Here is a 13,653-nt window from a genome sequence, read left to right as displayed (position 1 = left end):
GGCGGCGGGTCGATCCAGGCTAGTGCAGGCCGCTCCGGGCCCCGACGGTACCCTGGGCACATGACGAGCGACGGATCCAGCCAGACGATGAAGGCCGCGACCGCGGCGAAGAAGCTGGGCGTGCACCTGCCGGCGACCCCGGTGGAGTTCCAGGAGTCGACCCCGTCGCGCGCCGAGCTCGCCGAGATGACGGAGAACCCGCCCGAGTGGCTGGCCACGCTGCTGCGCGACGGCCCGCACCCGCGCCAGGTGATCGCCGGCAAGCTCGGCGTCTCCATCGCCGGCCTCGCCCGCGGCGGCGTGACGGAGGCGCTCACCACCGCCCAGATCAAGGAGCTGCTCCAGGCCCCGCCGCAGTGGCTGGTGCAGGAGCGCGCGACGCAGGCCGAGGTGCGCGAGGAGCAGATCCGCGTGAAGAACCGCGACGCCGGACGCGCCGCCCTGGCCGCCGAGCGCGAGCGCCAGGAGGGCACGGGCGGCTCGCGCCGCTGACGCCTCACCCGGCTCCCGACCGGACCCGCACGCGTCCCCGCGACGCGGAGCGGACGGTCCGGGGACCGCGCCGCCGGGATCCGCGGGCCGCATGAGACCCTTTCCTCCGTGACCAGTCCGAACGACACGGCCCGACGCCGCCACGCCGCCGAGGCCGCCGCGCCGGATCCCGCGACCGTCCTCCCCGCGCCGATCACCGGATCCCGCGTGCCCGGCACGCTCGGCTCCGTGGTCGTCGCGGCGCTGGTCACCGCGGTCTACGTGCTCTACTCGGCGCTCGAGTGGCGCCGTTTCACCGTGAAGTCGTGGGACCTCGGCATCTTCACGCAGCTCGCCGACGACTACGCGCACCTGCGGGCGCCCATCGTCTCCATCAAGGGCGACGGCTTCAACCTGATGGGCGACCACTTCCACCCCATCCTCGTGCTGCTCGGGCCCGTCCACGCCGTCTGGCCGCACGCGTTCGCGCTGCTCGTGGTGCAGGCCGTCCTCATCGGGATCTCGGTGGTCGGCGTCGGCCGCCTGGCCGGCCGCGTCGTGGGCCGGTGGGGCGCGATCACGGTGGCCGCCGCGTACGGGCTGAGCTGGGGGATCCAGGGCGCCGTCGCGTTCCAGTTCCACGAGATCGCGTTCGCGCTGCCGCTGCTGGCCTTCGCGCTCGACGCGGTCATCGCCCGCCGCGCCCTCGCGGCCGCCCTCTGGGCCGCGCCGCTCGTCTTCGTGAAGGAGGACCTCGGGCTCACGGTCGCGGTGCTCGGCGCGATCCTCGCGGTCACCCTCCACCGCCGCGTCGGCATCGCGCTCGCCGCCTGGGGCGTGGTGTGGTTCGCGCTGGCGACCGCGGTGATCCTCCCGGCCTTCAACCGCGAGGCCCGCTGGGACTACGCGTCCAAGCTCGACGCGGGCGGCGCGCTCGCGGATCCGCTCGGCACGATCGCCGGCCTCCTCCTCGCGCCGAAGCTCGAGACGGTCGCGTTCCTCCTCCTCGCGGGCGCGTTCATCGCCGTGCGCTCGCCGCTCCTCCTGCTCGTGCTGCCGACGCTCGCCTGGCGCTTCCTGTCGCCGACGGAGTCGTACTGGGCGCCCGGCTACCACTACGACGCGGTGCTCATGCCGATCGTGTTCGCCGCCGCGATCGACGGCGTCGCCCGGGCCCGCGCGGGACGGCAGAGCTGGCTGCGCACGGCGTCGCGCGCGACCGTGCCCGTCATCGCCGTGGCCGCGATCGCCCTGGCCGTGCGCTCGCCGATGGCCGAGCTCGCGGGCCCGACCATCTGGCAGCCGGCGCCGCGCGCGGCCGAGGCCCAGGCGGCGCTCGACCAGGTGCCCGCCGGCGCGAGCGTCCTCAGCGACATCGGCCTCATGTCGTACCTCGTCGACGACCACGAGGTGTTCTGGCTCGGCAACCCGGGCAACCCGGCGCCGGAGTACGTCGTCATCGACACGCTCGGCGGCGGCCTCGGGCCGGGCGCCCTCAACGCCGACCAGTACGGCGAGGCGACGCAGGCGGGCACGACCTACGAGATCGTCTACGCCGAGGCCGGGTACCAGGTGGCGCGCCGGGTCTCGTAGGGCCGGTCGCGGTCCCGCCGACGGACCCGTCCCCGCCGACGGACCCGTCCCCGCCGACGGACCCGTCCCCGCCGACGCGTCCCGCGCACGCGAGGAGGCCGGGCGCTCCCCCGAGCCGCCCGGCCTCCTCATGCGCTCCCGCGGAGCGCTCCCGACTAGATCGGGATGGCCGCCGTGAGCACGCCCACCGCGAGCATCACGAGCGACACCAGGACGGCGCGCCACAGCACCTTGCGGTGGTGGTCGCCGAGGTTCACGTCGGCCAGGGACACGAGCAGCAGGATCGCCGGCACGAGCGGGCTCTGCAGGTGCACGGGCTGCCCGGTGATGGACGCGCGGGCCATCTCGACGGGGTCGATGCCGTAGTTGGCCGCGCTCTCCGCGAGCACCGGGAGCATGCCGTAGTAGAAGGCGTCGTTGCTCATGAAGAAGGTCATCGGGATGCTGAGCACGCCCGTGATGACCGCGAGGCCGGGGCCGAGGGCGTCCGGGATGATGGTGACCAGCCAGGCCGACATCGCCGAGACCATGCCGGTGCCGTTGAGCACGCCGATGAGGACGCCCGCCGCGAGCACCATCGAGACCACGCCGACCACGCTGGGGGCGTGGGCCGCGATGCGCTCGCCCTGGTCCTTGAGGACGCGGAAGTTGACGATGAGGGCGATGGCCGCGCCGACCATGAAGACGTAGGCGAGGGGCAGCTGGTCCATGATCAGCAGCACGAGCACCGCGAGCGTCAGGCCGAGGTTGAACCAGATGAGGCGCGGGCGGAGGGTCTCGCGGTCGGGGTCGAGCATGGTCGAGCCGACGGTGGAGACCGCGGCCGTCTCGGCGCGGACGAGCGAGGGGGCCAGCGTGATGAGGCCGCCGCGCGGGGTCGCAGGAGCGCCGCGACCGGCGCGCCACCAGCCCGAGCCGCCCGTGGAGCCGCCGGAGCCGGAGCCGGAGCTGCCGGCGGCGTCGATGCCGCCCTCGGCCCGCGCCTCGCCGAGCGCGGCCAGGCGGTTGCGCTCGCGGACGCCCATGGTCCACGCGAAGATGAAGACGAGGGCGAGGCCCACGAGGAGCGACGGGATCATCGGCACGAAGATGTCGGTCGGCGAGACCTTGAGGGCCGCCGCCGCGCGGACGGTCGGGCCGCCCCACGGGACGATGTTGAGCGTGCCGTTCGCGAGGCCCGCGGTGCAGGTGAGCACGACCGGGCTCATCCCGAGCTTGCGGTAGATGGGCAGCATGGCCGCCGTGGTGACGATGAAGGTCGTGGATCCGTCGCCGTCGAGGGAGACCGCCGCCGCGAGGATCGCCGTGCCGAGCACGATCTTGGCCGGGTCGCCGCCCGCGACGCGGAGGATGAGGCGCACCAGCGGGTCGAACAGGCCGACGTCGATCATGATGCCGAAGTAGATGATGGCGAACATCAGCAGGGCGGCCGTGGGGGCCAGGTCGCCGAGCGCCTCGACGACCATGTCGCCGATGCCGAGGCCGGCGCCCGCGAAGAGGCCGAAGATCGTCGGCACGAGGATGAGGGCGACCATGGGCGTGAGCCGCTTGGTCATGATGAGGGCCATGAAGGTGAGGACCATGGCGAAGCCCAGGAATACCAGCACGCGTGACTCCTTCGTCGGTGGGCGGGACGCCCGGCTGAAAGTCACACGCTAGGCAGGGATCGCGGCGTCGTCGCGCTTGTGCCGCTTCATCGCGATAGTGCAGGCAAACGGCGTTCTGCGCATTATGCTCACGAGGTGGATCGGGCGACGGGGCGACGACGGGCGGGGCTCGACTTCGCGCGGCGCATGCTCGTCCTCCAGCTGCTCGTCGTGCTCGTGGTGGTGGGGATCGCGACGGTCGCGTACGGCCTGCTGAGCTCCTCCGAGAACCGGGACGAGGCGCAGGCGACGGCGCTCGCGATCGCCCGGACGGTGGCCGAGGATCCCGCGCTCCGGGCCGCCGTGACGGCCGAGACCGAGGTCCCCGGCGTCGCCGCGGCGGCCGACCTCGCCGACGGGCCGGTGCAGCGCACGTCCGAGGCGGTGCGGGAGCGGACCGGCGCGCTCTTCGTGGTGGTGACCGACGACCGCGGGCTGCGGCTCGCGCACCCCGATCCGGCGGAGCTCGGGCAGCGCGTGAGCACGGATCCGACGGTCGCGCTCGCGGGGCGCGAGGAGGTGACCTGGGCCACCGGCACGCTCGGGGAGTCCGCGCGGGCGAAGGTGCCGGTGCGGGCGCTCGACGCGGAGGCCGGCGGGGGAGCGGGCGGCGCACCCGCGGGCGACGGATCCGGCCGGGTCGTCGGCGAGGTCAGCGTCGGCTTCGCGGCGGCCACCGTGCGCGACTCCATCGGCGTCGACGTCGCGGCCATCGCGGTCGTCGCCCTGCTCGCGCTCGGGGTCGGCGCCGTCGCCAGCGGGATCCTCTCCCGGCGGCTCGCGCGCCTCACCCTCGGCCTCCAGCCGTCCGAGCTCGCGGGGCTCGTGCAGGACCAGGCGGCCGTCCTCTCCGGCGTCGGCGAGGGCGTCCTCGGCGTCGGCACCGACGGCCGGGTCACCGTGTGCAACCCGCGCGCCGCCGAGCTGCTCGGCCTCGTGGATCCGGTGGGCCGTGCGCTCGACGAGCTCGGGGTCGCCGCGGCCGTGCGCGACGCCGCCGCCCGGACCGCCGCCGACGGCCGGCCGGCGTCCCTCCGCGCGGTGGTGGACGACCGGCTCCTCTTCGTCGACGTCGCCCGCGTCGAGCGTGACGGCCGCGACCTCGGCACGGTCGTCGTGGTGCGCGACGAGACCGACCTCGAGTCGATGAGCCGCCGCCTCACGGCCGTCACCGCGATGTCCACCGCCCTCCGCGTGCAGCGGCACGAGTTCGCGAACCGGCTGCACGTGGTGCGCGGGCTGGTCGCCACCGGCCGCGTCGACGAGGCGGGCAGCTACCTCGCGGGCGTGCTCGAGCAGGGTCCCGTCGCCTTCCCGATGCGGGACGCCGAGCTCGTCGACGAGCCGTACCTGCACGCGTTCCTCGGGGCCAAGGCGCTCGAGGCGGAGGAGCGCGGGGTGGCGCTCCGGGTGGGGCCGGGCACGCTCGTGCGGGGGATCCTCGTGCGGCCCGAGGAGGTCACCACCGTGCTCGGCAACCTGGTCGACAACGCGGTGCACGCGGCCGTCCGCGGATCCCGCGCCGACCGCTGGGTGGAGGTCGAGGCGCTCGACGACGGGCCCGACCTGCACCTCGCCGTCTCCGACTCGGGCGACGGGCTCGGCGCGGCGGATCCGGCGGGCGTCTTCCGGCGGCGGCCCGACGACGTGGACCGGGCGGCCCGGGCGCTCGCGGCGGGCGGGTCCGCGGCGACCGCGCCCGACGGCCGCGGCGGCGCGGATCCGGCGCACGGGCTGGGGTTCGGCCTGCCCCTCGCGCGCGACATCGCCCGCCGCGACGGCGGGGACGTGTGGGTCGCGGATCCGGGCGGCCCGCCGCCCGTCGCGGACGCCGGCGCCGTCTTCTGCGCCCGGCTCGCGGGGGTGGTCGAGCCGCCCGACGCGGATCCGCCCGGCGACCCCGACCCCGACCCCGCCCCCGACCACCCCGACCCGGATGGAGCACCCGCGTGACCGACGACCTCACCGTCCTCGTCGTCGACGACGACTTCCGCATCGCGCGCCTGCACGAGGGCCTCGTCGCGTCCGCGCCCGGCTTCCGCTCCCTCGGCACCGCGGGCAGCGTGCGGGCGGCGCTCGCCGTGCTCGACGTCGAGCGCCCCGACCTCGTGCTCCTCGACGCGTACCTGCCCGACGGCAGCGGCCTCGACCTCGTGCGGCGGATCGAGCCCGACGTGATCCTCGTCACGGCCGCCGACGACGCCGCCACCGTCCGCCGCGCCCTCCGCGGCGGCGCGGTCTCCTACCTCGTGAAGCCGTTCGCGCCCGAGCTGCTGCTGGCCCGGCTGGCCGCCTACGCGGCCTACCGCGCCGGCCTCGACACCGAACGGCCGCTCGACCAGGCGGCCGTCGACCGGGCGATGCAGTCCCTCCGCCCCGGCCGCACCGCCGCGAACGCGCGGCCCGCGACCGAGCAGGCCGTGCTGGACGCGCTGGCGGCGGCCGGCGACGAGCTCTCCGCCCCCGACATCGCCGAGCGCGTCGGCGTCTCGCGCGCCACCGCGCAGCGCTACCTCGGCGCGCTCGCCCGCGAGCGCGTGGTCGACGTGCAGCTCAAGTACGGATCCACCGGCCGCCCGGAGCACCGCTACCGGATCCTGCGGCCGCGCTAGGCGCACGACGACCGGCCGTCCCGCTGTCGTACGCTCGCCCGATGGCCCCACCTCTCCCTCCGCCCGGCTGGCACCGACCCCCGGACGCGACGGGACCGGCCGTCAGCAGGGCGGCGGTGCGCGCGTGGCTCGACGCCTACGTCGCCGCCTGGCGCTCGTACGACCCGGCGGAGATCGCCGACCTGTGGTCGGAGGACGCCGTGTGGCACTACCCGTTCGAGGTCCGGGCGACGGGCCGCGCGGCGATCGTCGCGGAGTGGATGAGCGAGCGCGACGCCTTCGTCGGGGAGCGGTTCGAGGCGAGCTACCACCCGGTGGTCGTCGAGGGGGACACGGCCGTGGCCCACGGGCGCACGGTCTTCCTGGCCGACGACGGCGACGAGGTCGCGACCGCCTACGACAACGTGTGGCTCCTCCGCTTCGACGCCGACGGCCGGTGCACGGAGTTCCACGAGTGGTACGCCGGTCGACCGGAGGACGAGCCGGACCGGGCGGTCCCGCGACGCTGACCGGCTCGCCGCCCCTCCTCCGGCCCCGGTGGACGCACGGCGGCCCGGCCACCGCGCGTGCGGTGCCGGGCCGTGGTCGAGCAGGAGGGTCGGATCAGCTCCCGACGGCCACCGGCAGCGGCACCTCGTCGGCGGCGAGCTCCTCGCTCGTGGAGCCGAGGACCTCGCGGACGGACGCGCGGATGATGGCGAGCCCCTCCTCGACCTGCTCGTCGGTGATGGTGAGCGCGGGCAGCACCTTCATGACCGTGCCGCCGGCGCCGCTCGTCTCCATGAGCATGCCGCGCTCGAACGCCGCCCGGCAGACCGCGCCGGCGAGGTCGCCCGAGGGGAACTCGATGCCGCGCGCGAGGCCGCGGCCGCGCACCTTGAGCTGCATCTCCGGGGCGACGGAGGCCGCGATCTCGGTGAAGACCTCGTGGATCCGCTCGCCCTTGCGCAGCGTGGACGCCTCGAGCTCGCCGTCGGTCCAGTACTGCCGCAGCGCCTCGGCGCCCGTGAGGAACGCGGGCGCGATGCCGCGGAACGTGCCGTTGTGCTCGCCCGGCTTCCACTGGTCGAGCTCGGGCTTCAGCAGCGTGAGGGCCATGGGCAGGCCGTAGCCGCCGATGGACTTGGAGAGCGTGACGATGTCGGGGACGATGCCGGCCTCCTCGAAGCTGAAGAACCCGCCGGTGCGGCCGCAGCCCATCTGCACGTCGTCGACGATGAGCACGATGCCGTGGCGCGTGCAGAGCTCCCGCAGCGCCCGCAGCCACTCCGGGCTCGCGACGTTGATGCCGCCCTCGCCCTGCACGGTCTCGACGATGACGCCGGCGGGCGTGTCGAATCCCGAGCCCGAGTCGTCGAGGAGCTTCGCGAAGTACGCGAGGCTGTCGGTCTCGCCGCCGAGGTAGCCGTCGAACGGCACCGCGACCGCGTGGTGCAGCGGGTGGCCGGCGCCGCCGCGCTTGAGCGCGTTGCCGGTGACCGCGAGCGCGCCCTCGGTCATGCCGTGGAACGAGTTGGTGAAGTGCACGATGGTGGTGCGGCCGGTGACCTTGCGCGCGAGCTTCAGCGCGGCCTCGACCGCGTTCGCGCCGCCCGGGCCGGGGAACATGATGCGGTAGTCGAGCCCGCGCGGCTGGAGGATGACGTCCTGGAACGTCTGCAGGAAGTCGCGACGGGCCTCCGTGAACATGTCGAGGGAGTGCGTGACGCCGTCGCGGAGGATGTAGTCGACCAGCTTCTGCTTGAGAGCCGGGTTGTTGTGCCCGTAGTTGAGGGCGCCCGCGCCGGCGAAGAAGTCGAGGTAGCGGTCGCCGTCGGCGGTGAACATCTCGCTGCCCACGGCGCGGTCGAACACGACCGGCCAGCCGCGGCTGTAGCTCCGGACCTCGGACTCCATCTGCTCGAAGATCGTCATGCCGTCTCGCTCCTTGATGCTCAGCGGCGACCTCGGTGGATCGCCTCACGTCGGGCGGGCTCGTGGCTCCGGGCGACGGGGAAAGCGCTGCGATGCGCAGCCCCTCCATCGTCGCACCTCCTCCCGACATCGCGGGAATCCCCCGGGCAGGGGATCTCGATAGGGTCGCGGCATGGCCGCACCGGGGGACGTCGATCCGCTCCGCGCGCCGGGCACCGCGATGCTCGACGTCGGCGACCGCCGGGTGCGGCACCGCGTGACCGGCACCGGGGATCCGGTCCTCCTCCTGCACGGCATCGGCCGCAGCCTCGAGGACTGGGACGAGCAGCACGCGCGCCTGTCCGCGCACCACGAGCTGCACAGCCTGGACCTGCCGGGCTTCGGCTGGTCGGATCCCGTCGCCGGCCCGACCACGCTCGAGTCCCTCGCCGACGCGCTGCCCGCCTACCTCGACGCGGCGGGGGTGCGCGGGCCGGTCGCGGTGGTGGGCAACTCCCTCGGCGGCGCGGTCGCGATGACCCTCGCGACTCGGCACCCGGACCGCGTGCGCGCCCTCGTGCTCGCCGACAGCGCGGGCTTCGGCCGGCAGGTGACGGTGGGGCTCCGCATGCTCGCCTTCGATCCGCTCGCCACGCTGCTCATGCGCCCGACGCCCGGCAACTCCCGGCGCTCGACCCGCACGATCTTCCACGACCCGGCGCTCACCACCGTCGAGCGGGTGCGGCACGCGCAGGAGCTCTCGGCCCGGCCATCGCACGCGGCCACGATGCTCGACGTCGCCCGCGACCTCGGCACGGTCCGCGGGGTCAGCTCGCGCTGGCGCCGGCCGCTCGTGGAGGGCGTGCGGGAGTGGGGCCTGCCGGTGCTCGCGGTCTGGGGCGCCCGCGACCGGATCCTCCCGCCGTCGCAGCTCGCGGCCGTCGCGCGGGAGCTCCCCGACGCGCGCACGCGGCTCATCCCCGACTGCGGGCACATGCCGCAGATCGAGCGGCCTGACCTCTTCGCGGAGCTGGTCGAGGACTTCCTGGCGTCGCTGCCGGAGGATCCCGGCGAGCGGCTCGGGCGCTAGGAGCGGTCGTCGTCCGGGGCGTCGGCCGCGATGTCGCCGTCCTCGTCCGTGTCGTCCTCGTCCTCGTCGACGTCCACCGTGACGGCGCCCGCCTGGGCCGCGGCCTGCGCGTGCCGTCCGGCGGGGGAGAGGACCTGCTCGTGGCGGGCCGCGAGGGCCTCGAGGCCGTCGTGGGCGGCGACGCGGACGGAGGTGTCGGGGTCGGTCAGCGCGCGGCGGATGACCTCCTCGTCGGCGGGGGAGCCGACGGCGCCGAGCGCGCGCAGGGCGGCGCCGCGGACGCGGGCGTTCTCGTCGGTGACGAGCACCGTGAGGGCGCGGACGAGCGGCAGCTGCCGGGTCGCGACGACCTTGGCGCAGGCCTCGCGGACGCGCCAGGCGCGGTTGGTGAGGTTCTTCTCGACGACCTTCGCGGCCTCCGGCGTCCAGGCGTAGAGCAGCGCGCGGGCGCCCCAGGCCTCGGGCCAGTAGAGGGGAGGCGCGCCGTTGAGGATCCCGCGGGCGTGGCGCCCGCCGACCAGCAGCAGGAAGTCGTCGCCCTCGTAGAGGCCGTCCAGCAGGCCCATCGCCCGCAGGGCGACCTCCCGCTCGCTCGTGCGCGCCACCGCGTCGCTCATGCGCGTCGCGAGGGAGTCCTCGCGACGGCGGGGGTCATCTCCGTCAGCCATGGGCTCCACCGTATCGGCTGCGGCGGGCGCCTCCCACCGCCCGGGAGCGGCGGGAGGCGGGATCAGGAGATGTCGGCGTTGAAGAGGAGCCCCAGCAGGTAGGTGGCCCCGGCCGCGCCGAACCCGATGAGGAGCTGGCGGGCTGCGCGACGCAGCGGCGGGCCGCCGCTGAGGAGGCCGGTGACCGCGCCCGTGATGGACAGCGCGACGGCGACGAGCACGCACGCGACGGCGAGGGCGAGGATCCCCTGCAGGCCGAAGAGGTACGGCAGCACGGGGATCACGGCGCCCGACGCGAAGAAGCAGAAGCTCGACAGGGCCGCGCCCCAGGCGGTGCCGACGCTCTCGTGCTCGTCGTCGGAGGCGGCGACGCCCGCGATGGTGACGGGGATCGGCCGGGTCTCGGCGGCGAGGTCGTGCAGCACCTCGTCGGCGTGGGCGAGCGCCTCCTCCTCGGTCATGCCGCGGGCGCGGTAGACGAGGGCGAGCTCGTTCGCGTCGACGTCGAGGTGGGGGAGGGCGTCGCGCGTGCCGGGGCCGGGGGCCGACGCCTCGAGCAGCTCGCGCTGCGACCGCACGGAGACGAACTCGCCCGCGCCCATGGAGAGCGCGCCGGCGAGGAGTCCCGCGAGGCCCGTGGCGAGGATCACCCCGTTCGGGACCCCCGTGGCCGTGATGCCGAGCACGAGCGCGAGGTTGCTCACGAGCCCGTCGTTGGCACCGAACACGGCCGCGCGGAAGGTGCCGGACAGGCGCAGCCGGCCGCGCGTGGCGAGGCCGCGCACGACCTCCTCGTGCACGCGCTCGTCGGCGGCCATGGCGTCGGTCGCGTCGGCGTCGTCCGCGTACGGCGAGCGGCTCTCCGCGCGCTGGGCGAGCGCGAGCACGAAGACGGAGCCGAAGCGGCGGGCGAGGACGCCGAGGATCCGCGTGCGGACGTCGCCGCGCACCGGCTTGCCGACGCGGTCGCCGAGGAGCTCGATCCAGTGGTCGGCGTGGCGGCCCTCGGCCTCGGCGAGGGCGAGCAGGATCGCGCGCTCCTCACCCGTGCGACGGCCGGCGAGGTCGCGGTAGACGGCGGCCTCGGCGCGCTCGTCGGCGAGGTACTGCCGCCAGCGGCGCACTTGGGCGGGCGTCGGATCGGGCGTGCGGGCAGGGGGCATGGCGGTCATGGGTCCTCCGGTCGGGCGACGGCCGGGAGCACGGGGGCTCCGGCCGACGCGACGGCGCATTCGCGCCTGTCGTTCGTCTGGCCGAAGGTCTCGTCCGCCCGCCGTGCTCGTGCTCCGGGGCGGGTGATGCACCGGGCCCGGGGGCCAGCATGTCGACGCATCGCCGTCCGGTCCGAGGACCGGGGGGACTACTCCCCTTCGCCGTCGACCCTATCGCACGGCCCCACGCGGGCCGGTGGGGCGGTCAGGCCGGCGGCAGCAGCACGATGACCACGGGCAGCACCGGCAGCGCGCACGCGACCGCGCACAGCAGCCGCAGCGCGATCCGGTGCCCGCCGCGGGGGTGGCGCAGGCGGTCGGCGCGGAGGGCGGAGAGGCCGCCGTCGGGATCCAGCTTGCGGAGCGCCGAGGCGACCGTCGACGCCCCGGCGACGCGCGCCGCGTGGTCGTCGGCGATGAACTCGATGGCGATGGTGGTGGAGAGCGCGAGGCGCTGGCTCGCGGGCAGCGCCGGGAGGATCGCGCGAGAGACCTGCGCGAGCCGCACCGCGAGCGCGTGCCGCTGCTCCAGGTGGGCGGTCTCGTGCTCGAGGACGGCGGCGAGCTCGTCGTCGTCGAGGCGCGCGCGGGCCTCGGTGGTGAGGAGGATCACGCCGGTCGCGGGGGAGAGCGCGGCGAGCGGCACGTCGGACTCGACGAGGCGCGCGTCCCGCCCGGCGACCCGGTACGGCCGCGACGCGAGCAGCAGCGTGGCGACCTCGCCCGCGCGCCGCCGGGCCTCCCGGACGACGCGGCCGCCCTCCTCCACGATGCGGAACAGCAGCACCCCGAGCACGCCCGCCGCCACGTACGCGAGCGGCACGGCGGCGACCGCGGCCTGCTCGGGAGCCGCCCCGGCCTGCAGCGCCATGCCCTGGTGGATGAGGAGCCCGAGCCCGGATCCCAGGCTGAGCACCGCGGTGACGAGGAACCCGTGCCACGCCGCGAGCATCGCGACGGGCCGCTGGGCGACGAGCGGCAGGCGACCGAGGAGGAGCGGCGCGAGCAGCGTGACCGTGACGTAGCACTCCAGGAGGAGCACCGCGCGGACCGTGTCGCTCACTGGTCGCGCTCCGATCGGGTGGTGCGGACGCCGGCGCGCAGGGCGCGGCCGACGGGGGTGGTGCGGGTGGTGCCGGGACGACCGTCAGATGGTCTCGGGCAGGGCCTTCGCGTTGTCGATGACCTGGCTCAGCACGCCCTTCAGCGCCTCGAGCTGCTCCTCCGTCATGGAGAGGCGGTCGCGGATCCGCTGCGGGATGTCCACGGCCTTCTCGCGCAGCTCGCGCCCCTGGTCGGTGAGGCCGATCTCGAGGACGCGCTCGTCGGTGGCGCGACGCACCCGCCACACGTGGCCCATGGCCTCGAGCCGCTTGAGGAGCGGGGAGAGCGTGGCGCTGTCGAGCTGGAGCTCGTGGCTGAGGTCCTTGACCGAGCGGGGCCCTCGCGCCCAGAGCGCGAGGAGCACGAGGTACTGGGGGTGGGTGAGCCCCAGCGGGTCGAGGATGGGTCGGTAGAGGGCGGTCACGCTGCGGGCGGCGACGACGAGCGAGTAGCTGACCTGCCTGTCGAGCGCGAGCGGGTCCTGCAGGTCCTGCGGTGTTGACATGGTTCCTCCGCGGGTCATTCTGTCACTCCGTGTTGCTAACCCCGGGGCTATCGGGGGTCCGCAGCCGGATCTGTGGAAAGGCTCCTGCTTGTGAGGGATTCGGAGTCGGGGGCTCAGGCGGCGGGTCGCGCGGCCTCGGGGACGAGGATCGCCCCGAGCTCGGCGGCCGTCTCGACGACCGCGATGGTGCCCGCCGCCTCGGCCGGGCTGCCGTAGCCCCAGCCGACCATGACCGTCGGGATGCCGTGGGCCGCCGCGCCGAGGACGTCGTGCTCGCGGTCGCCGACCATCACCACGTTGCCGAGGTCGACGCCCGCCTCGCGGAGCCGGCGGAGCGCCTCCTCGATGACGTCGGCCTTCGCGGAGCGCACCTCGTCCTCGCTGGCGCCGCAGATCTCCGTGAAGAGGTCGGTGAGGCCGTAGTGGTCGAGCACGCGGCGGGCCTGCGACTCGGGCTTGCTCGTGGCGAGGGAGAGGGGGATGCCGGCCGCGCGGATCGCGCGGAGCACCTCGGGCACGCCCGCGTAGACCGAGCTGTCGAAGACGCCGCCGCCCGCGTATCCCGCGCGGTAGTGGGCGAGCGCGCGCTGCTGGGCCGCGTCGTCCATGCCCGCGAGGTCGCGGAAGGAGTCGAGGATCGGCGGCCCCACGTACTCGAGCAGCTGGGCCGGGGCGGGGACGGGCAGGCCCATGAAGACGAGGGTCTTCGCGAGCTGCGCGGTGATCCCGGGGGCCGAGTCGGTGATGGTGCCGTCGAGGTCGAAGAGGACGCAGCTCCAGGGCGCGGAGCCCGCGGCGGCGACGGTGGGGGTGGACGTGTCGGGTGCGGTCACGGTGACACCCTACGAGCCTCGCCGGGG

General features: G+C 75.2%; 13 protein-coding genes. 6 read left to right on the top strand and 7 right to left on the bottom strand.

Annotation, left to right across the window (positions count from 1 at the left end; all coding sequences use genetic code 11):
• The first annotated feature begins 60 nt into the window (after positions 1-60).
• On the top strand, positions 61-492 hold the full coding sequence (locus tag ACT7CP_RS14685; protein ID WP_307505669.1) for a DUF5997 family protein: 432 nt from the start codon (positions 61-63) through the stop codon (positions 490-492).
• A gap of 108 nt (positions 493-600) precedes the next feature.
• Positions 601-2,064: a DUF2079 domain-containing protein gene (locus tag ACT7CP_RS14680; protein WP_445442766.1), complete on the top strand. Its 1,464-nt coding sequence runs from the start codon at positions 601-603 to the stop codon at positions 2,062-2,064.
• Positions 2,065-2,219: 155 nt separating this feature from the next.
• On the opposite strand, the gene ACT7CP_RS14675 is transcribed toward ACT7CP_RS14680, so the two are convergent.
• A complete protein-coding gene (locus tag ACT7CP_RS14675) occupies positions 2,220-3,647 on the bottom strand; it encodes a CitMHS family transporter (protein ID WP_445443997.1) in 1,428 nt (475 codons plus the stop codon).
• Positions 3,648-3,806: 159 nt separating this feature from the next.
• Between ACT7CP_RS14675 and ACT7CP_RS14670 the strand changes: the two genes are divergently transcribed.
• From ACT7CP_RS14670 to ACT7CP_RS14660, 3 genes are read left to right on the top strand one after another with little or no spacing between them, the layout of a single operon-like run.
• Positions 3,807-5,663, top strand: a complete 1,857-nt coding sequence (locus ACT7CP_RS14670) for a sensor histidine kinase (protein WP_445442765.1) — start codon at positions 3,807-3,809, stop codon at positions 5,661-5,663.
• Positions 5,660-6,322 carry a response regulator transcription factor gene (locus ACT7CP_RS14665; protein ID WP_445442764.1) on the top strand — a complete coding sequence of 221 codons (663 nt, stop codon included), beginning with the start codon at positions 5,660-5,662 and terminating at the stop codon, positions 6,320-6,322. The genes ACT7CP_RS14670 and ACT7CP_RS14665 overlap by 4 nt, the downstream gene beginning before the upstream one ends.
• A 41-nt stretch (positions 6,323-6,363) precedes the next feature.
• Positions 6,364-6,831 (top strand): YybH family protein, encoded by a 468-nt coding sequence (locus ACT7CP_RS14660; protein WP_445442763.1) that lies wholly within the window; start codon positions 6,364-6,366, stop codon positions 6,829-6,831.
• Between the two features lie 94 nt (positions 6,832-6,925).
• Here the strand turns inward: ACT7CP_RS14660 and ectB are convergent, their stop codons facing one another.
• Positions 6,926-8,236 (bottom strand): diaminobutyrate--2-oxoglutarate transaminase, encoded by a 1,311-nt coding sequence (gene ectB, locus ACT7CP_RS14655; RefSeq protein ID WP_445442762.1) that lies wholly within the window; start codon positions 8,234-8,236, stop codon positions 6,926-6,928.
• Positions 8,237-8,408: 172 nt separating this feature from the next.
• Here ectB and ACT7CP_RS14650 point away from each other — a divergent pair, with 172 nt between their 5' ends.
• On the top strand, positions 8,409-9,305 hold the full coding sequence (locus ACT7CP_RS14650; RefSeq protein ID WP_445442761.1) for an alpha/beta fold hydrolase: 897 nt from the start codon (positions 8,409-8,411) through the stop codon (positions 9,303-9,305).
• Here ACT7CP_RS14650 and ACT7CP_RS14645 read toward each other — a convergent pair.
• From ACT7CP_RS14645 to ACT7CP_RS14625, 5 genes are all read right to left on the bottom strand, one after another.
• Complete coding sequence (locus tag ACT7CP_RS14645) at positions 9,302-9,973, bottom strand: HEAT repeat domain-containing protein (RefSeq protein WP_445442760.1); 672 nt, start codon at positions 9,971-9,973, stop codon at positions 9,302-9,304. The genes ACT7CP_RS14650 and ACT7CP_RS14645 overlap by 4 nt on opposite strands.
• A 62-nt stretch (positions 9,974-10,035) precedes the next feature.
• On the bottom strand, positions 10,036-11,145 hold the full coding sequence (locus tag ACT7CP_RS14640) for a VIT1/CCC1 transporter family protein (protein ID WP_445442759.1): 1,110 nt from the start codon (positions 11,143-11,145) through the stop codon (positions 10,036-10,038).
• Between the two features lie 244 nt (positions 11,146-11,389).
• Positions 11,390-12,247, bottom strand: coding sequence for a M56 family metallopeptidase (locus ACT7CP_RS14635; RefSeq protein ID WP_445442758.1), 858 nt, complete (start codon positions 12,245-12,247; stop codon positions 11,390-11,392).
• An 84-nt stretch (positions 12,248-12,331) separates the two neighbouring features.
• Positions 12,332-12,793, bottom strand: a complete 462-nt coding sequence (locus ACT7CP_RS14630; RefSeq protein ID WP_307505700.1) for a MarR family winged helix-turn-helix transcriptional regulator — start codon at positions 12,791-12,793, stop codon at positions 12,332-12,334.
• Positions 12,794-12,906: 113 nt separating this feature from the next.
• Entirely contained in the window at positions 12,907-13,626 is a 720-nt protein-coding gene (locus ACT7CP_RS14625; RefSeq protein ID WP_445442757.1) for an HAD family hydrolase, read from the bottom strand.
• Positions 13,627-13,653: the final 27 nt, after the last annotated feature.

The sequence above is a fragment of the Clavibacter rahimiani genome, from assembly GCF_052654495.1.
Note: the sequence above shows the minus strand (reverse complement) of the source record. Positions and strands in the feature narration are given on the sequence as shown.

Coding starts and splice junctions, on each gene's coding strand:
- ACT7CP_RS14685 (WP_307505669.1), top strand. CDS start 61: ATGACGAGCGACGGATCCAGCCAGACGATGAAGGCCGCGACCGCGGCG.
- ACT7CP_RS14675 (WP_445443997.1), bottom strand. CDS start 3,647: ATGGTCCTCACCTTCATGGCCCTCATCATGACCAAGCGGCTCACGCCC.
- ACT7CP_RS14660 (WP_445442763.1), top strand. CDS start 6,364: ATGGCCCCACCTCTCCCTCCGCCCGGCTGGCACCGACCCCCGGACGCG.
- ectB (WP_445442762.1), bottom strand. CDS start 8,236: ATGACGATCTTCGAGCAGATGGAGTCCGAGGTCCGGAGCTACAGCCGC.
- ACT7CP_RS14650 (WP_445442761.1), top strand. CDS start 8,409: ATGGCCGCACCGGGGGACGTCGATCCGCTCCGCGCGCCGGGCACCGCG.
- ACT7CP_RS14645 (WP_445442760.1), bottom strand. CDS start 9,973: ATGGCTGACGGAGATGACCCCCGCCGTCGCGAGGACTCCCTCGCGACG.
- ACT7CP_RS14640 (WP_445442759.1), bottom strand. CDS start 11,145: ATGACCGCCATGCCCCCTGCCCGCACGCCCGATCCGACGCCCGCCCAA.
- ACT7CP_RS14630 (WP_307505700.1), bottom strand. CDS start 12,793: ATGTCAACACCGCAGGACCTGCAGGACCCGCTCGCGCTCGACAGGCAG.